14 protein-coding genes are annotated in these 17,755 nt (G+C 67.7%); 7 read left to right on the top strand and 7 right to left on the bottom strand.

All coding sequences use genetic code 11. The annotated features are described in order from the left end of the window. Positions 1-115: 115 nt before the first annotated feature. Positions 116-2,047 carry a M13 family metallopeptidase gene (locus JIM94_RS02525; RefSeq protein WP_200252580.1) on the bottom strand — a complete coding sequence of 644 codons (1,932 nt, stop codon included), beginning with the start codon at positions 2,045-2,047 and terminating at the stop codon, positions 116-118. Positions 2,048-2,599: 552 nt separating this feature from the next. Between JIM94_RS02525 and JIM94_RS02520 the strand changes: the two genes are divergently transcribed. The 3 genes from JIM94_RS02520 (at position 2,600) to JIM94_RS02510 (ending at position 5,349) form a co-directional block, all read left to right on the top strand. After that, positions 2,600-3,235: a hypothetical protein gene (locus tag JIM94_RS02520; RefSeq protein ID WP_200252577.1), complete on the top strand. Its 636-nt coding sequence runs from the start codon at positions 2,600-2,602 to the stop codon at positions 3,233-3,235. Further along, on the top strand, positions 3,232-4,155 hold the full coding sequence (locus JIM94_RS02515) for a PrsW family intramembrane metalloprotease (protein WP_200252574.1): 924 nt from the start codon (positions 3,232-3,234) through the stop codon (positions 4,153-4,155). The genes JIM94_RS02520 and JIM94_RS02515 overlap by 4 nt, the downstream gene beginning before the upstream one ends. Positions 4,156-4,233: 78 nt before the next feature. Then, positions 4,234-5,349 (top strand): GH25 family lysozyme, encoded by a 1,116-nt coding sequence (locus JIM94_RS02510; protein WP_200252570.1) that lies wholly within the window; start codon positions 4,234-4,236, stop codon positions 5,347-5,349. A gap of 241 nt (positions 5,350-5,590) precedes the next feature. Here the strand turns inward: JIM94_RS02510 and JIM94_RS02505 are convergent, their stop codons facing one another. The 5 genes from JIM94_RS02505 to JIM94_RS02485 form a co-directional block, all read right to left on the bottom strand. After that, positions 5,591-9,007, bottom strand: coding sequence for an arabinosyltransferase domain-containing protein (locus JIM94_RS02505; protein ID WP_200252567.1), 3,417 nt, complete (start codon positions 9,005-9,007; stop codon positions 5,591-5,593). Further along, the gene (locus JIM94_RS02500) at positions 9,004-11,193 is read right to left on the bottom strand and encodes a galactan 5-O-arabinofuranosyltransferase (protein ID WP_200252564.1); all 2,190 of its coding nucleotides are present in this window, start codon (positions 11,191-11,193) and stop codon (positions 9,004-9,006) included. Before JIM94_RS02500 ends, JIM94_RS02505 begins: the two co-directional genes overlap by 4 nt. 69 nt (positions 11,194-11,262) lie before the next feature. Further along, positions 11,263-12,024: a decaprenylphospho-beta-D-erythro-pentofuranosid-2-ulose 2-reductase gene (locus tag JIM94_RS02495; protein WP_200252561.1), complete on the bottom strand. Its 762-nt coding sequence runs from the start codon at positions 12,022-12,024 to the stop codon at positions 11,263-11,265. A 42-nt stretch (positions 12,025-12,066) separates the two neighbouring features. Then, positions 12,067-13,533 (bottom strand): decaprenylphosphoryl-beta-D-ribose oxidase, encoded by a 1,467-nt coding sequence (locus tag JIM94_RS02490; protein WP_200252949.1) that lies wholly within the window; start codon positions 13,531-13,533, stop codon positions 12,067-12,069. A 204-nt stretch (positions 13,534-13,737) separates the two neighbouring features. Beyond that, positions 13,738-13,977, bottom strand: a complete 240-nt coding sequence (locus tag JIM94_RS02485; protein WP_200252559.1) for a hypothetical protein — start codon at positions 13,975-13,977, stop codon at positions 13,738-13,740. Positions 13,978-14,041: 64 nt separating this feature from the next. On the opposite strand from JIM94_RS02485, the gene JIM94_RS02480 reads away from it, so the two are divergent. The 4 genes from JIM94_RS02480 to JIM94_RS02465 all read left to right on the top strand — a co-directional run bounded on the left by JIM94_RS02480 (position 14,042) and on the right by JIM94_RS02465 (position 16,807). Further along, complete coding sequence (locus JIM94_RS02480) at positions 14,042-14,509, top strand: hypothetical protein (protein WP_200252557.1); 468 nt, start codon at positions 14,042-14,044, stop codon at positions 14,507-14,509. Beyond that, the gene (locus tag JIM94_RS02475; RefSeq protein ID WP_200252554.1) at positions 14,506-15,171 is read left to right on the top strand and encodes a hypothetical protein; all 666 of its coding nucleotides are present in this window, start codon (positions 14,506-14,508) and stop codon (positions 15,169-15,171) included. The genes JIM94_RS02480 and JIM94_RS02475 overlap by 4 nt, the downstream gene beginning before the upstream one ends. Before the next feature lie 82 nt (positions 15,172-15,253). Next, complete coding sequence (locus JIM94_RS02470; RefSeq protein ID WP_200252551.1) at positions 15,254-16,186, top strand: plasmid pRiA4b ORF-3 family protein; 933 nt, start codon at positions 15,254-15,256, stop codon at positions 16,184-16,186. 150 nt (positions 16,187-16,336) lie between these two features. Beyond that, entirely contained in the window at positions 16,337-16,807 is a 471-nt protein-coding gene (locus JIM94_RS02465; RefSeq protein WP_234039362.1) for a GtrA family protein, read from the top strand. A 21-nt stretch (positions 16,808-16,828) separates the two neighbouring features. On the opposite strand, the gene glfT1 is transcribed toward JIM94_RS02465, so the two are convergent. Further along, entirely contained in the window at positions 16,829-17,746 is a 918-nt protein-coding gene (gene glfT1, locus JIM94_RS02460) for a galactofuranosyltransferase GlfT1 (protein ID WP_200252547.1), read from the bottom strand. Positions 17,747-17,755 lie beyond the last annotated feature (9 nt).

Here is a 17,755-nt window from a genome sequence, read left to right as displayed (position 1 = left end):
ACGGGGGATCACCGCGACACCCCGTGGTTTTTTTCGCACACGGACAGAAACGGACCGGGGTGGTGAAACCGTTGACGGGTCCACCACCCCGGTCCGTTCGGGGCAGCTCAGGGCATCACCAGATGGTGACGCGCCGACCGGGCTCCAGGTACATCAGGCCCTCGGGGTGCACGTCGAAGGCGTCGTAGAATTCGTCGACGTTCGCGGCGATGATGTTGCACCGGAACTCCGCCGGGGAGTGGGGGTCGACGGCCAGGTACTGGGTCGCCAGTTCCGGCCGGATCGCGGTCCGCCACACGCGCGCCCAGGAGATGAACAGACGCTGGAGTCCGGTGAACTCGCGTCCCTCCATGTCCGGGTCCCCGCCCTCGTGGTCGACGGTCTCGGTAGGGGCCGTGTCGAAGTCGAGGCCCCGGTCCGCGAGGTAGCGGCCGTAGGCGATGACCGCGATCCCGAGGCCACCCAGGTCACCGATGTTCTCGCCGAGGGTGAACTCACCGTTGACACCGGAGGATCCGGTACCGTCCAGGACCCCGGGGACACGCCCGTTGAACTGGTCGACCAACCGTGCGGTCAATTCCTCGAACGCGGTGCGGTCCTCATCGGTCCACCAGGAGTTGAGGTTGCCGTCACCGTCGTACTGGCTCCCCTGGTCGTCGAAACCGTGCCCGATCTCGTGGCCGATGACCGCACCGATCCCGCCGAAGTTCGTCGCGGCGTCGGCGTCCGGGTCGAAGAAGGGGGGGCGGAGGATCGCGGCGGGGAAGGTGATGTCGTTGACGACGGGATTGTAGAAGGCGTTGACGGTCTGCGGGGTGGTGACCCATTCCCCACGGTCGGCGGGCTTGCCGATCTTGTTCAGCTCGTAGTCGTGGAGGAACGCGCTGCCCCGCCGGACGTTCGCCACCAGGTTGGCGCCGCCGGGCTCGAAGGTGAGGCCCTCGTAGCTGCGCCAGGTGTCGGGGTAGCCGATCTTCGCGTTGAACTTGTCGAGTTTGACCAGGGCCTTCCTCCTGGTCTCCTCCGTCATCCACACGAGGTTGGTGATGCGTTCGCGGTACGCACCGATGAGGTGGTCGACCAGGGTGAGCATCTGCTGCTTGTGCTCGGGCGGGAAATGCTCGGCGACGAAGAGTTCGCCGATCTCCTCCCCGACGAAGCGTTCCGCCAGGCCGATCCCGCGTTTCCAACGGTCCCGCTGTTCGGTGGCGCCCTGGAGGACGGTGCCGTAGAAGCGGAAACTCGTCCTGCCGATCTCGTCGGTGAGCAGTCCCGCACGGCCGTTGAGGATGTGCCAGGTGGCCCAGAGTTTCCAGTCCGTGAGATCCGCCTCACGGAGCAGTTCATCCAGGTGTCCCAGGTAGGACGGCATCATCACGATGAGGCGGTGCTCCGGGAGCCCGGAGGCCGTGCAGAGCACCCGGACGAGTTCCGGGAGATCGGTGAAGTCGGTGGGGTTGAATGTCTTCACCGCATCGCGGGATGCGACGACGTCCCAGTGGCCGGCCGCGATGCGCTTCTCCAGTTCGACGACACGGTCGGCGGCGTCTGCGGCGCTCAGTCCGCCCAGCCGCTCCGTCGGGAGGAAGTCGAGCATGGTCGCCACATGTGCGCGGTAGGTGGCCAGTGTCTCCGCGTGGGCGGCATCGCGGTAGTAGGCCTCGTCGGGCAGGCCGAGGCCCGACTGGACCAGGTAGGCGAGGGAGTCCTCGCCGGCGGAGTCCTTCTCCACCCAGAAACCGACGGGGGCGCCGATTCCCTCGCGGTCGAGGTGGCCGAGTGCCGCGGCGAACTCCTCGGGCGTGTCGACGTCGATCCGGTCGAGGTCCGCGCACAGTGGGTCGGTGCCGGCGGCTTCGATGGCCGTCGTGTCCATGAAGCAGTCGTAGAGCGTTCCGGCCCTGCCCTCATCGGCCTCGACGATGGCGCGGACGTCCTCCTCCGCCCGGTCGCGGAGTGTGTGGAAGTTGCCGTCTGCGCCACGGTCATCGGGGATGACGTGGGAATCGAGCCAGGGTCCGTTGACGTAGCGGTAGAGATCCTTCATGCAGTCAACTGTACGGGTATCCGGGTGAACATATTCGGGGCGAGGCGGCGTGACCGCTCATGAACATGTACCGGGACAGACCCCGCCACACCCGGTGGAACGGGATCCGCGTGGTGGCGGGGTCCTGGCGGCCTGACGTATCCGGGTGGGAGGGGAAGGACCTTTCCGGCCGGCTCGGAAGCCCGGGTTCGTGGGTGTGCCGTTGCCGGGCGCATCGCCCGGGATGCACTCCGCGAGCACCCCGCCACCGCCGCTGACGGGGTGGGGCAGGGATCGCGAAGGTGTCCCGGTGGGATCCCGCTGTGGCCCCACGCGGGCGTGGCGTACGTCCCGGCCCGCACTTCTCATGGAATGTCGGGTACCGGGACCCGGTGGCGGTGTTCGTCGCACCGGCCGTCACTGCGCTGGTGGTGTACACCGTCTTCGCGGTCGTGCTGGTGCGGTCGCGGCGTCGGGCGGCCCGCGACCGCCGGGGTTCGGCCGTCCCGGAGTGACCGGGCCCGGCTCTAACGGCCCGTGGGGGGACCGGGCGACTTGGTATCGTCGTCGGGCATGGGACAGTACCGTCTGAAACCTCACTTCCGGGCCGCACACGTCGTGCAGCTGATCGGTGTGCTGATGGTGGTGATATCGGTTCCCCTGTTCGTCATGGACCGACTGCCTGTGGCCGCCGGGTCCGTTGACGAGGTGATTCTCGGGGACTCCGTCGGTGGCGGATGGCAGATTCCGCTGCGGTACGCGGACGGGGAACCGGTGATGTGTGACCCGCTCCCGGACGTGGTGATGGAGGGCGGTTGGGATTGTGACGGGACCCGGATCAAGTCCCTGGTCGTCACCGAGGTCCCCGACCCGGAGCTCGCCGCGCTCCGGATGATGCGTGCCATGGGTGTGTCCCGTGGGATGGATCTGGAGGTGGCGTGGGACGGGGATCTCCTCGTGCTGCACCATCCCGAGCGTCCCGACGTACCTGAGCCGGGGTTCGACGCCGGTGTGCCGGAGGAACAGTTCACGGGCCTGGCGTTGTCCGGCACCGGAGATCATGAGGGGGAGTTGCTGGTGGTCTCGATCGATGGTGAACGGGGGGATGATTTCACGGATCTCATCCGGCCGCAGGTCCGTGACAACGGTGGGGGTGATGTCACCGAACTGGAACTGCCGTCCGTTCTGACGTCGGAGGTGCGGGTGTGAACAGGTTCCTGCGTGTCGTGTTGTGGACACTCAACTGCATCGGGTTGATCGGCGGTGTCCTGACCCTGGTGTTCTCCCTGTTCGCGGGGTGGGCCACGGATGGTGACCTGCCCTCCGCCGGGGTCATCGGTGTCAGTGCGTTGTTCGCCGTGGTGGAGCTCGTGGTGGTTCTCCTGGCGGTCCGGTTCACCCCGCTGTGGCCCCGCGCCGGGGCGGGGTACGTGGTCGCCTCGCTGTTGTGGGGTGCCACGGTGTCCCCGTTGCTGGTGTTCCCGTTGGCGGTGGCGTCGCTGGAGTTGCCCGCGCGTCTCGGGCTGGATCACTTCGAGGCGTCCTGGGGAGGTGCCTACCCGGAGGAGACGGTCAAGTCGCTGGGGGTGCTGATCATCCTGTTCAGTTTCCGACGTCTCGTCCGTCCCTGGCACGGTCTGACCACGGGCATTCTCGTCGGTGTCGGGTTCGAGGTCGTCGAGAACGCCGGTTACGCGGTGATGGGTGCGCTGTACGATCCGGCCAGCGACATGGACGGCATGTTGTCCATGTGGGGCCTGCGGGTGGCGGCCGGCCCGCTCCTCCACGTTCTGTTCACCGGAATGGTCGGGTGGGGGATCGGCGTGGCGGTGTTCACCGCCCGGCGCAGTCATCTGTGGCGCCTCGGGGTGGGGGCGATGTGGATGTGTGTGGCTTTCGCCGCGCACTTCTGCTGGAACATCATGCACGACGATCTGAGGGTCGCCGTCATGGCTCTGGTCGGTGTCGCGCTCGTCATCTATCCGTTGTTCATCTCCGTGGTGATCCGTGCCTGGCGGTCGGCGCGTGCGGACGCCGGGTACGTAATGACCGACCGTCCCCTGGTGTCGGTCAGGCAGTTGGAGCGGGCCACCGTCACCGGGGTGGAGCCCGGTGGGCATCGACGGTGAGGTGATGTGGGACACATGATGGACATGTTGTTGAAGTTAAAGATGTGACTGGTGTGAATTTGCTGTAGATTTACGTCCATGGACTTCCTCACGCACGATCGCGCCACCGTGCGCGCGACGCACAACCGCGCCGTTCTCATCCCCGTCACCGCTCTGATCACGGCACTCGCCCTGATCGCGACTCTGCTGGGCGCACCCAGGGCCGCCGCCTTCAGCATCACCTCGCCCCAGGGCGTCGACGTCGCAAGCTGGCAGCACCCCCAGGGTGCCGCCATCAACTGGCGCGAGGTGTCCGCCGCGGGCCACCGCTTCGCCTTCGTCAAGGCGACCGAGGGAATCGGCTACCTCAACCCCTTCTTCGTCGCCGATTCCAAGCAGGCCCGCAATGCGGGCATGCTGATCGGCAGCTACCACATGGCACGCCCGGACTCCTCCGCCACGGCGCAGGCCGCCGAGTACGCGGCCGCACTCGCCACCCAGCCGCAGCCCTCCCTCCCGCCGGTGCTCGACATCGAGTACGCCGAGGGGCTCGGCCCCGCCCAGCTCAGCTCCTGGGTCCGGGAATTCGTCACCGAGATCGAGCGTCTCACCGGCCGTAAGCCGATCATCTACACCTACCGGTACTTCTGGCGGGAGAACATGGCGAACACCGCTGAGTTCAGTGACTACCCGCTGTGGCTCGCCGCCTACGAGAACCAGCCCCCGAGCGACATTCCGGGCGGCTGGAACCACATGACCTTCTGGCAGCGAGCCGACAACGGGGTCGTCCCCGGCATCGTCACCGTCTCCGACGTGAATCTGTTCAACGGCGGTGAACAGCAGCTCAACGACTTCAGCGCCGGTATCGACGTCAATCTCGGCCAGGTCCTCACCGCAGGTATCGACCTCGACGCCATCGGTGGGCAGATCGCGGAACTCGAGGCGCTGGGCAGCAGCAACCGGGAGCTCGTCGGTGCGATCCTCGCCGTCGCCGCGGGAGCCCTCGCGATCGGTGCACTCGTCGCCGTCGCACAGAGTCAGGGCATCGACCTCGGTCCCGCGACCGAGATCGTCAACCGGGTCCGTGATCTCATCGCCAGCGGTGACCTGCCCGTCCCGGATCTCGAGGCCATGCTCCGGTCGGGTGACTACACCATCGGTGATCTCCTCATCCTGCTGAAGAACGCGCAGCACTTCGCCGAGCAGATCGGCTGACCCCCGGGCCGACGGCACGACACAGCGCAACTGACGGAGGCGGCACCCGGTGATCCAGACCGGGTGCCGCCTCCGTCTCTTCGCCGCACCGTGTCGGTGCCGGGGGACGCACGAGCCGTCCCCGTACCGCACCGGCTCCGCCGGTGCCCGATGGCGGTGACTCGCACACCGACCGAATGCGGGACGCCCCCGTGGGAATGTGTTCCCACGGGGGCGTCCGCTCCCCTCCGTCCGGGGAGGATCAGTCGTTGATCTTCATCTTGCCCGGATTCCAGAAACCGGAACGCTGCTGGGTGCGGTAGTCGATCACCGCGTCGACGGGGGCCTCACCACGGGAGTTCGTGCGCAGTTCGTAGGACTCCAGGGAACCCCAGTCACGGTGCCAGTCATCCTTCAGGTAGCTGGGGAGCTCGGTGGCCTTGTTGATGGCCTCCGCGACACCCATGACGCCGCCACCGTTGTAGTCCTGCCACGGGGAGAGGGTGACCTTGCCGCCGTGGTCCGGGGAGATCCGCCAGAGCGGGGTCTCCGCGACGCCCGCCCAATGGTCGAACGGACGCTGGCAGGGGAACTGGAGGGAGACCGACCAGTCGAGCAGCGCGGGATCCTCGGAACCGACGGTGTCATTCAGTGAGACCAGCGTGGGCACCCTGGGCGGGGTGACGGCGAGCCACTGGTCCGGATCCAGGCTCGTGTCCGTGGCGACGATCCGGACCACATTCGCCTCCGTCGGGATCCGGTCGAGCGGTACCCGCAGGTTCCGCCAGCCCGGCGCCGGTCCGATGTCGAGTGGTTCGATCTCGGTGACGCCCGTGACGGTGCCGTCCGCTCCACGGGTGCCGTACTCGATGACGAGCCGCTGACCGTCCTGGCGGACACCGTTGATGTCGTTGTGTTCGATGCGGCCGGCCGCTGACACCACGAGCAGCGGTGCGTCCTCACGTCGTCCGGGCAGCTCATACCAGGACGTGGTGACCTCGGCGGGGAACTGCGGACCGACGGTGTAGGACCCCAGAACCGGTACCTCACGGTAGTCGATGCCGAAGGGCAGCTGCGCGACGGAGCCGTTGACACCGACATCGCCACGGATTCCGCCACCGGATCCGGAATCCTGGCCGCCGGTGTCTCCGGAGGCCGTGTCCTCGTCCGTCGCGCCGGCGATGGATCCGGCACCGGTGGCGGCGGTGTCCACACCAGCTGAGTTGATCGAGGGGGGAACATTGTTCGCGTCGAATCCCCGGTTGTCCTCGCTCTCCAGGGACTCACCGAGGGGGGTGCCGTCGACGGGCGTGAGGAAACTGTCGTTGGTGTCGGATTCGATGAGGGCGTCGTTGGCCAGGCCGCAGCTGTCCCCCGTCAGGGAACGGAGATTGCCGAGTCCGATCGAGTACGCCGGATACTGGTCGACGAACCCTTTACCGAGGGAGAGCATCGAGAACACGACAACCAGGGCGGAGACCACGGCGATGGGGGACGCGGCCAGCCCGTCGAAGCGGCGCAGGCGGCGCTGCGTCTCCGCCGCGTACTCGTCAGCCCGTCCCTGTGCGGCGGCTCGCGCCGTGGCGACGTCGGAGACGAAGGACTGGAGTGCGCCGAGTGCGAGGACGGCGAGTGCGATGAACAGCATCACGGTGGACGCCTCGATGTGGCGGTACTGGATGGTCTTGTCGTACCACGGGATTCCGTAGCTGGAGATGTACCACCAGCCGTTGGTGCCCGACAGCGCGAACGCGAGAACGAAGAGGATCGCACCGATGAACAGGGTGCGGGACCGGGCGCTCTTCAACGCCATGTTCGATACCGCGATGGCGGCCAGGGCCGCCAGTGCGGCACCGATACCGGCGTACACGCCGAAGTGGTGGGTCCACTTCGTCGGCGTGAACATCATGAAGAACATCGTCCCGAAGAACACGAGCATCAGCCGCATCGACGGGCCCTTGGCGGAGCCGGGTACACGGCCGTTGCGCAGCACACTGGCGAGGACCAGCGCGAGGCAGACGAAGAGCATCAGCACGGCGAAACGGCGGGTGAAGGACCCGTCGACGGTCTGCTGCATCAGCGTCTCGTAGCGCACCCACTCGTCGTACCAGTTCAGTGACGGCCCCTTCGCGGAGCGGACCCGGATGGACTCCAGAACGGTCCCGAGGGTCTGGTCACCGAACACGGCGAGCAGGATCGCGGTCCCGGCCGCGAGGAAGGGCGACATCATCGCCGCGGCGGCACGCACCGACGCACCCCTGGATGACCCCGGTCCGGCTCCGAGGAGCGGCATACGGCGCAGGCCGATGCGGATCAGCCCGGACAGTCCGGCGAGGAGAGCCGCGACGGCCATGAGGCCGGTGGGACCCGCGCCGAGACAGACCGTCGCGATGATGACACCGGCGGCCGCGGGCAGCAGACGGGACGTGGCGATGGCACGCTCGATGGACACCCACGTCAGCAGTGCGCCGACGGCGATGACCGGCTCCGGGCGCAGACCGTTGTTGTAGACCATCCAGAAACCCAGGAAGGAGAACGCCGCGGTCCAGTGCGCCACCCGACGGTTGTTGATCTTCGTGCCCAGACGGGGCAGCACCTCGCGGGTGATGATCATCCACGTCAGCAGACCGGCGATGAGCTCGGGCAGGCGCATCCACGCCGAGGCGGTGGAGACCTGCGCCATCAGCCCGAGCAGATCGTAGTAGGGGGCACCGAACGGCGACTCCGGGACGCCGAACCAGCGGTAGTAGTTCGCCATGTAACCGGAGTGGTCGGACACCCGGGCCATGGTCAGGAGGTAACCGTCGTCGGAGGTGTTCGCACCGAAGATGTACCACCAGACGAGCACGCCACCGACGATCCCGTCGAGGAGCCTCGGACGGAACCAGCCGACCGGCAGGAACCGGCGCGCACGACGACCGTCGAGAATGTCCATCCGGTGCAGCGTCCACAGCGCGACCCCCAGCAGCACCAGGCCCGAGAACATCGTGATGTACTTCAGGATGCTCGGGGTGGAGGTGAACCGGGAGTTGATCTCGATGTGCGCCGACAGACCCGCATCGATCAGGTCGCGGGCGGTGGTGCCGTCACCCTCCAGCTCCGTGTAGATACCGGTCAACTGGGGGCGCTGGTCACCGCTGACGGTACCGCCGTACTCCGTACCGTCCGGAGCTGAGGCGCCACTGATCCGGGCCGTGGTCTCCTCCTCCGTGGAGGAGACGTGGAGAACGGCGTCCGGGGGGAGTGCCTCGAGTTGCTCCGTGTCCAGTTCGAAGGGGACCTGGTTGCGGACGATCACGTCCAGGCCCGTCGGCGTGAGCCGGACGAACAGTCCACGGGTGGTCGCGTCCTCACTGTCCGCGGGCAGGGTGGACAGGACCGTCGACTGGTTCTCCCGCAGATCCGAGAAGGCGGAGACCGGGATGTCGACGTCGAGTGACTGCGGCACATAACTGATCAGCGGTGCGTTGACGCTGTTCAGCGAGTCGTTCTGTGGCCAGTCGAAGGAGGACTGTGTCTGGGACACCGGCATGAACGGCGTGAGCACGAACATGAGGAAACCCAGGACGCCACTGACGATGGCGAGGTTGAGCAACCGTCTCGACGCGGTGGGCGGGGTATTAACGGCTGTGGTTGACACAGCAGACAAGTCTACGTCAGAGCGTCGTACGCGCTTCATCGGCTGCGGATCACCACCACGAAGGGGCCGACCTGCTCGACGTCCCAGGGGGAACCGTCACCGGTGAACGACGCCGGGTTGAACCAGACTCCACGGAAACGGACGTTCGGGTTGTTCGGGTAGATGTCCTCCGCGATGTCGTACTTCCACCCCTGTTCCGTGTCCCCGGCGTCACCCCGCAGGATCAGAACGTCCGGGGGTCTCACGTCGCCCCCGTCGAGCGCGGCCACGAACCTCGCCGGTTCGTCGAGAACATTCCACGATGATGTCGCCCAGTGCTCGATCTCCTTGTTGCGCAGATCGAACTCACCCAGCGGATTGGCGTAGTGGCTGGTGAAGGCCTGGAAACCCCGGTACGGGTGGTAGGACATGAAGTTGTGTTCATCGGTGAGCACGACCGTGTCCCGGGGAATGTGGCCCCTGCCCCGGATCAGTTCATCGATCTCCCCGTACCAGGCACCCGCGTCGGGCGGATAGAGATCGGCGCGGACCCCGTCGCCGTCGGTGTCGGTGTAGGCGAGGTCGATGGCGTTGTGGTTGCGCTGCGGAATCGTCTGCGCGTAGGCCACACCTGCGATGAGCAGCAACGTGACCATGACGAGCGTGACGGTGCGTCCCGTTCGTGCGGAAATCTGGTGGGGATAGAGTGCGTCCGGGCCCAGGAGCCGCATCTCCGCGATCGCGAACACACCCGCCGTCGCCAGCTGGAGGGTGACGACGGCGTCCATCCGGAACCCCAGCAGGGTGTTCCCGGCGAGCGTCGCGATCATCGAGGCGACGATCCACCCGTAGAACACGACCAGGGCGATGCCCATCGCGCGGACGTCCCGGTCGACGGCGCGGACGACGAGGAAGATCATGCCGAGGAGGCAGAGTATCCCGACGGCCGAGAAGGAGAACATCGGCATCGGGATCTGGGTGCCGGAATACGGCAGGTAGTGCATCGCCGTCGCACCGGAATGCGGCTCCCCGCTGGCGACGGCGAGAAGATACGGACCCCAGACCACCGAGGCGATCGCCATCGAGCACACCCCGACCAGCACCATCCGCAGCAGGGGCAGCCAGGACCGGTCGACGGCTGCCGCGAAGACCCCGGCCACGGTGACCACGGACAGGGCGATGACCCCCGTGTAGAGGGTGTAGATCGATGCGGAGGCACCGAGGTAGATGATCAGCCCCAGCATCGCGAGGCGACTGCCGTCGAGGGCGCGGCGTGTGAGCACGGTGGCGGCGGGGGCACCGAGGGCGACGATCGCGGCGTAGGGCTCCTCCGGGGAGATCACGAGAACGAGGCAGATGCTCGTCAGGCCGACCCCGGTGGCGACGGTCAGTGACCCGCTGAGCCGCTGCCAGGTGGGCACCACCATCGACGCGGCGGCGGCGAGGGAGACCAGGGCCCACGGCTGGAACGCCGCCCACCCGTCCAACCCGAGCAGATTGGCGAAGCGACCGCCGAACCAGAACCACCCTCCGGGGTAGTAGGAGGGCATGTCTATGTAGTTCATGTCACTCAGCGCCGGTGAGTCGGTCAGCCGGGTGAGGAACTGGGTGCGGAAACCCTGGTCGACGGTGATGCCGTCGAGGTACAGACGTGTCGCCGACAGGGGCAGCGCCAGTGTGGTGACGACGAGTGCCGCCGGTGAGAGGTAACAGACCACGTAGGTCAGCCACACCCGCCACCCGGGGCGGGAGGGGACCACCCTCTCACTGTCCGGGAACCCGGATGCCGGGGGAGCCGTGGACGGATCGGGCCCGTCCGCGTCCCCGTCGGTGACGGTGGTGTCCGTCCCCGCCCCGACCGCGGTACCGGGGCCACGGGCGAAGACCCTGACGGCGTCGGTCTCCGTGTCCCGTCGCCTGCGGTCGTGGTGTTCGTCGCGCAGCCACAGGAACGTGAGACTGATGACGAGGAGCAGCACCGCGACGGTACCTGCCGTGGACAGTGCCCTGGACACGAGGGATCCACCGAACGCGGGCAGGCTGGTCAGTTTCAGGATGAACCAGGCGACCAGGGTGAGTGCCCCGCCACCGACACCGGCCGCCGCGATCGCGAGGACGGTCCCCCGGCCGCCGAGGGCGTCCGAGGTGAAGTCCGCGCCGCCCGCGGGTGCGGTCGGTCCGAAGAAAACCCTGCTGCGTGTCGTTCGGGCGGGTGCGGCAGTGAAGCCATCCGTCGCGTGTGTCATGTGTTCAAGTCTCCCACACCCGGTCCGGACACGCAGGTCACGGACCCGGTGCGGGGCGTGTCACATCACTCAGAAGGGGAGCCTGCGGAAGATCGGCCGGGGGATGAGGTTGAACACCATCATCACGTACCGGAACAGCGGGTGGACCCAGACGGTGTCCCTGCCCTCTCCGACCGCGGAGACGACCGCCTCGGCGACCTGTGACCGGTCGACCGTCAGCGGGGCCTCCTCCACGTCCGCGCTCATCCTGGTCCGCACCTGGCCCGGGCGGACCACGAGGACGTTGGCCCCGGAGCCGCGCAGGGCCTCGCCGAGCTGGCTGTAGAAGCCGTCGAACCCGGCCTTGGTGGAACCGTAGACGAAGTTGGAGCGGCGCACCTTCATGCCCGCGACGGAGCTCAGTGCCACGATCGTGCCGTGGCCCTGAGCCTCGAAACGTCGGCCGAGCAGGACACCCACGGACACCGCCCCGGTGTAGTTGACCTGGGCGGCGGCGACGGCCTTGGCCTGATCGCGCCACAGTTCCTCGTTGTCACCGAGAGTGCCGAACGCGACAATCGCGACATCGACGTCACCTTCGGAGAACGCCTCCTCGATCACGGCCGGGTGGCTGTCGAAGTCTGTGGCGTCGAAGTCGATGACGCGGATGTCGCTGGCTCCGGCGCGCTCGAGCTGTGCCTTCGCCTCCTCGAGGTGCGGGGAGTTCTCCCGTGCGGCGAGGGTGACCGCGGCCGGGCCTGCGGCGAGGAACTCGGAGGCGATGGCGACGCCGATCTCCGAGGTGCCGCCGAGCAGCAGGATGTTCTGGGCCTTGCCCACAGCATTGAGCATGTCGTGTTCTACTTCCTGGTCGTTCTCGTGTGGCTGATCGGTCTAGTGCAGTTCGAGGCGGCGGGACAGGTCCGACGCGAAGACCCCGTTGGGGTCGATGGCGTTGCGGGTGTCCAGCCAGGACTGCATCTGCGGGTACATACTGTGGAAGTTCTCCGCCGAGGTCCGCGACTCCTTGGCCAGGTAGAGCCGGCCACCGAACTCCATCACGCGGCGGTCCAGTTCGTCGAGGAACTGGCCCAGACCCGGCTTGACGGGGAAGTCCACGCACACGTTCCAGCCCGGCATCGGGTAGGACAGCGGGGCCCGGTTGCCCTCACCGAACAGCTTGAACACGTTCAGTGCGGAGTAGTGTCCCGAGGCCTGGATGTCCCGGATGATGTCCTTGAACGGTTCGACGGCCTCACGCGGCACGACGAACTGGTACTGGAGGAAACCCTTGGGGCCGTAGCCGCGGTTCCACTCACCGATCAGGTCGAGCGGCTGGTAGAACTGCGTCAGGTTCTGCACCTGGTTGCGGTAGGTGCCCGACTTCAACCACCACAGCTCACCCACGGCGATCATGGACAGCTTGTTCATCGTGAACGACGGGAAGATGTCCGGCACCGTCACCAGCTGCGGGGCGTTGAACTTCAGCGGATCCTTCGCCAGCTTCGGGGCCAGCTCCTCGAGCTGCGCCAGCGTCGCCAGGGAACCCCGGGAGATCGCCGCGCGGCCGAGCTTCGGCGGGCCGGAGATCGCGTCGAACCAGGCGGAGGAGTAGGTGTAGTTCTTCTCCGAGCCGTCCGAGTGGAACTCGATCGTCTCGTCGAGACTGTGGGTCATGTCGCCGTCGGCGATGAAGTACGCGGTCTCGGTACGGGTCATCCTGATCCGGGCGCGGACGATGATGCCGGTCAGGCCCATGCCGCCGACCGTCGCCCAGAACAGGGAACCGTCCGGATCGTCGGCGGAGCCCTCGGGCTCCAGGTGGAGGATCCGGCCGTCGGCCACGAGCAGCTCCATCGAGACGACGTGGTCGCCGAAGGACCCGGCCGAGTGGTGGTTCTTGCCGTGGATGTCCGGGCCGATGGCACCGCCGATGGTGACCTGGCGGGTGCCCGGGAGAACGGGTACCCACAGGCCGTAGGGCAGCGCGGCCTTCATCAGCTGGTCGAGGGTGACGCCGCCGTCGACGTCCACGACGGCTGACGCCGAATCAATGGAGTGGATGCGGTTCAGCGGTGTCATGTCGATGACCAGACCGCCGGCGTTCTGCGCCGGGTCACCGTAGGACCGGCCCATGCCACGGGCGATCACGCCGCGCCGCAGGTGGGCGGGCTTGCTCTCGTTCTGTTCGGCGACCAGCTGCACTGCCTTGACGATCGTGTCGAGGTCTTCCGTGGAAAGAACCTCGGCGGTCGTGGGGGCCGTACGACCCCAGCCGGTCAGTTTCTTGGCTTCTGTGTTCAGGGCCCCGGAGGCACCGCTCGAAGCAACGGTGCTGGACTCGCCCTTATCGCTCGTCATCACTTGTCCACGCTACCCCCAGAACCGGCCCGATGGGGATCAATCGGACCCGATCGGGCGCTTTTACAGGAAGAAATCAGCGTGTGATTTCCCACAATCCCACATGCGGCGGGCGCCTCCGCGGGACACCACGGAGGGACGACGGGAACCGGCCACGGCCCGTGACGGGGTGAAAAGAACCGGCGTCGCGGGCGGAACCGGGAGTTACAGGTCCATCATCTGACGGATCTCCGTGGGCAGCTCCTCCTGGGAGGTGATCTCCGGGCCGTCGTACTCCCGCAGAATCTCGTAGACCCGCACCCTGTCGACACTGTCGAGCAGCGGGAGTTCCTGCGCCATGAGCATCGTCATGTGCTGATTCAACGGCAGCTGGGTACGCTCCGCGGCGATATGTCCGGGTTCTTCCCCGGAGTCGTGCTTCTGGCCCTTGAACAGTCCGAACATGCGCCCGAGTCTAGCCAACGCGGGCCCCCGCCCATACCGCGACCACCCCGGTAGGCTGCGGGGCATGGCAGCACCACGCACGGAACCGGGGTCCGGGATCCTCGGCGATCTGCCACTCGCCGTCGCGGGTGGCGTCCTCACCGCTATGCCCGACCACATCCCCCACCGACTGATCCGCTGGGGAGTCGATGTCGTGGTCCTCGTCGCGGCCGCGGCAACCACCGCAGCGCTCACCGACACCACGTCCGCCGCCCCGGATAAGGAACCCGACGGCGGTGGGGGCACACCCGTCGAAACGCGGGACGACACCCGCCGCCCGGTCAACCCGACGGTGCTCGTCATCGGACTCGCTCTCCTCTGCACGAGCTTCTACGCGGACGCCCGCATCAGACGCGGGCTCGTCGGATGGCTCCGCTCCCGGGGCGTCACCCGGCCCCACACGGTGCTCGGAGTGTGCACCGTGCCGGTCCTGCTCGGGGTCCGCGCACTGGAGAACACCACGGAATCACCGGATGGGACAATGAAGCGGTGACCGACACGCTGAACACCACGACCACCGGTGGCACCGCTGATCCCGCGCACCACCCCACGATCGCCGTCCTCGACGCCACGGACCCGACCCTCCGCACGGTCTGGCACGTGCAGACGGACCCGAACTCGGCCACCGGCCGCTACAGCGGGGCCTGGATCGTCGGGGAGGCCCCCGCCGACGGTGGCGCGCCCGATTCGGAACCGGATCCGGAGGAGGCGGACACGGGGACGCCGGAAACCGGATCCGCCGACCCCGTGACCGTCCTCGAGTCGCTCCTGCGCGGCACGGTGGTGCTGCCCGTCGGCGACACCGACCCGGACGCCGTGGACGGTGCCGACAGCCGTGCCGGAACGACGACACTCGCCGCGATCCACGGGGCGGTTGAACGGGCCGCCGACGAGATCCGGGCCGCCGCGAAGAAGGCGCATGAGGCACATCCGCACCTCACAGTCCCGCGTCTTCCCGCGGTCACCCTCCCCGACGCCGGCCCCGACACCGGTGCCGCGTTCCACGGTGAGGAGAGCGCCCGCGCCGCCTGGTGCACGGCACAGGCCGCGGGTGATCTCGTCGAACAGTGGTTCGCGGTCGAATCACAGCGCAGGAGTCGCGCCCACCTCAGGGAGGCGTTCGGCCCGGACGTCCGTCCGCTGCCGTTGAACTGACCGCTCCCGGGACCGGTCCACCGCCGGAGGGAGGCATCCGGTGGGGCGGCACGTCGTGCGACAGCTGGCTACGCTGGGGGCCATGTCCACCGATACCGCCCGCGGAAACGTCATTGAGCTCGCGCCCCGCCGCGACGCCCGTGACGCCCGTGACGCCGTGGGCGGCGCGACCCCCGACCGGCAGCCGCGCACGCTCATCATCCGTGTGACCCTCTGGTGCGCCGACCGGGAGATCCACCGGCAGGTCGGGATCAATGACGCGATGCCGCTCACGGAACTCCACCGTGTCCTGTCGACCTGCTTCGGATTCCACGGCCACGCGGCCGGTTCCCCCTGGTCGTTCACCGTCGGTGCACGGGTCTTCCGGGCTGACGGGTGCGTCCACGACGTCCTCGTCGGCCCCGGGGACACCGCCATCTACACGTGGGGGCTGTGGCGGATGTTCATCGAGGTCATAGAGTCCTACCCGCGGGACAGGGGAACACCACGGGCACTGTGCATCGGCGGCTCCGGGAGTCTGCCTCCGGACGGCTCCGGCCCCCAGTTCGACCCTGCCGACATCAACGCCGAACTCACCGGAACCGAGACGATCACCTCCACCCTGGCCCTCGTCGACGAGGCCGTATCCGACCTGATCAACCGTTCCCGCATCTTCGACTTCATCCCCCTGCTCCAGGCGCTGGACCTAGCCCGCCCGGTGCACCTGGACGACCGGACACGTACCGTCCTCGACACCCTGCCGCTGGAGGAGACCCCCGAAGCGCACGACGCATTCCTGGTCACGGTGCTCACCCTGTCCTCCCTCGTCGACGCCGACCTCGGGGACAACGTCATCGAGGCGACCATGGCGGAGATCGGGTGGGTCGATGACGAGGGGGGTGTCCTCACCGCCGACCGGGCCCGTGGGCTCTGCGCAGAGTCCCTCCGCGCACTCACCGGTGTCGGAGGGTACGGCACCGGGGCCCTCCCGCCCGTCGAGAGACTCGACCTGTACCGTTATCTGCTGCGCCGCTGACCCGGTGCGACTGAGCGGGTAGCATCACCTGGCGTGGCCGACTACGACGACAACACCGCACCCGACGCCCGCGATCCGCGGCACCCCGCCCCCTCCACCGCGCCCGGCGACGGGGACACCGATGACCGCATCTTCGTCTCCACCGAGGAGATGGAGGCGCAGGTCGCGGCCGGTGCCGACGAGTACACCGGTCCACTGCCCCCCGCCGAGACCGGCGACGGCCGTGACGTGAAGACACAGGGGATCAGGTTCATCATCTCCGGCGGCATCTCCGCCGTCGTGGACATCGGCCTGACGTGGCTGTTCCAGATGGTCCTCGGACTGAGCCCGTTCGCGTCCCGCAACATCGGCTTCATCTTCGGCACGATCACCGCCTACGCCATCAACCGGCGCTGGACGTTCCAGGCCGCGCCCTCCCGGACCCGGTTCGTCGCCGTGGCAGTGCTCTACGCGGTGACCTGGGTGCTGAACACCCAGCTGTACAAGTACCTGTTCGGGTTCCTCGTCGAGCGCGACATCCCCGACCTGTTCTCCCTGGTGGTCGCTTTCGTCATCGCGCAGGGCATCGCGACGGTGGTGAACTTCGTCGTCCAGCGGACCGTGATCTTCAGGGTCCGCTGACCGGCGAACGTCCCCCGGGGTTCAGGGACGCTCGAAGCGTTCCCGACGCCCCATCCGGTGCAGGCGCAGCCAGTCCCGGAACCCGGCGGGATCCCGTTGCTTGACCAGGAAGAACCAGCCGAAGCGGGCGTACTCCTGGGGGAGCAGGTGACGCATGCCGGGCTGGTTCATCAGGTAACCCCGGTTGCGGTACGTGAAGAAACGCTTGCCCTCGTTGTCCGGGTACTGGGTGTGCATCCGCCCGCCGAGGATCGGCTTGAACTCGTCGGAGCCGTCCGGGTGCAGGTACGCGCAGCGCAGACAGGTACCGAACTTCAACCCGGAGCGTGTCAGCCTGCGGTGGTACTCCACCTCGTCACCCCGGATGAACAACCGGAGGTCCGGCACGCCGATGCGTTCCATCGCCGCGGCGGAGATCAGCGCACCGTTGAACAGTGAGGCGATGCCGGGCAGCAGATCATCGTCCGGGTCGTCCGGGTCGATGAGTTCGCTGCGCCTGCGCCGCCACTCCAGTCCCCGCCGGAGCGGGAACGCGAGCCGTTCGGGTTCGTCGAGGTTGCACACCACCGGTGAGACCTCGTCCAGTCCGTGCCGCTGCGCGCACTCCCGCAGGGTGGCGAGCACATCGGGTCCCTCGGGCCGGCCGTCGTCGTCGGCGCACCACACGGCGTCCGCGCCCAGGGCGAGGGCGGTGAGGAAACCGTAGGCGAAACCACCCGCACCACCGAGATTCGTGTGCGAGGGCAGGTAGACGCCCCGTTCCCCGGCGATCTCCGACACGGCGTCCGACACGGCCCGTTCGCAGCCGTTGTCCACCACGATGATCCACTCGACGGGTGCCGACTGGGTGGCGACGACCTCCAGGGAGGCGCGCAGGAGATCGGCGCGGCGGTGGGTGACGATGACCGCTGCGACGCGGTCTGCGGTGGTGAGAGCCATGGGCCCATT

The organism is Corynebacterium pygosceleis, assembly GCF_016595275.2.
Classification (GTDB): domain Bacteria; phylum Actinomycetota; class Actinomycetes; order Mycobacteriales; family Mycobacteriaceae; genus Corynebacterium; species Corynebacterium pygosceleis.
Note: the sequence above shows the minus strand (reverse complement) of the source record. Positions and strands in the feature narration are given on the sequence as shown.

Excerpts from the sequence above, each read along its gene's own strand:
- JIM94_RS02525 (WP_200252580.1), bottom strand. The coding sequence starts at position 2,047 with ATGAAGGATCTCTACCGCTACGTCAACGGACCCTGGCTCGATTCCCAC.
- JIM94_RS02520 (WP_200252577.1), top strand. The coding sequence starts at position 2,600 with ATGGGACAGTACCGTCTGAAACCTCACTTCCGGGCCGCACACGTCGTG.
- JIM94_RS02510 (WP_200252570.1), top strand. The coding sequence starts at position 4,234 with ATGGACTTCCTCACGCACGATCGCGCCACCGTGCGCGCGACGCACAAC.
- JIM94_RS02505 (WP_200252567.1), bottom strand. The coding sequence starts at position 9,007 with ATGAAGCGCGTACGACGCTCTGACGTAGACTTGTCTGCTGTGTCAACC.
- JIM94_RS02500 (WP_200252564.1), bottom strand. The coding sequence starts at position 11,193 with ATGACACACGCGACGGATGGCTTCACTGCCGCACCCGCCCGAACGACA.
- JIM94_RS02495 (WP_200252561.1), bottom strand. The coding sequence starts at position 12,024 with ATGCTCAATGCTGTGGGCAAGGCCCAGAACATCCTGCTGCTCGGCGGC.
- JIM94_RS02490 (WP_200252949.1), bottom strand. The coding sequence starts at position 13,533 with ATGACGAGCGATAAGGGCGAGTCCAGCACCGTTGCTTCGAGCGGTGCC.
- JIM94_RS02485 (WP_200252559.1), bottom strand. The coding sequence starts at position 13,977 with ATGTTCGGACTGTTCAAGGGCCAGAAGCACGACTCCGGGGAAGAACCC.
- JIM94_RS02480 (WP_200252557.1), top strand. The coding sequence starts at position 14,042 with ATGGCAGCACCACGCACGGAACCGGGGTCCGGGATCCTCGGCGATCTG.
- JIM94_RS02470 (WP_200252551.1), top strand. The coding sequence starts at position 15,254 with ATGTCCACCGATACCGCCCGCGGAAACGTCATTGAGCTCGCGCCCCGC.
- JIM94_RS02465 (WP_234039362.1), top strand. The coding sequence starts at position 16,337 with ATGGAGGCGCAGGTCGCGGCCGGTGCCGACGAGTACACCGGTCCACTG.
- glfT1 (WP_200252547.1), bottom strand. The coding sequence starts at position 17,746 with ATGGCTCTCACCACCGCAGACCGCGTCGCAGCGGTCATCGTCACCCAC.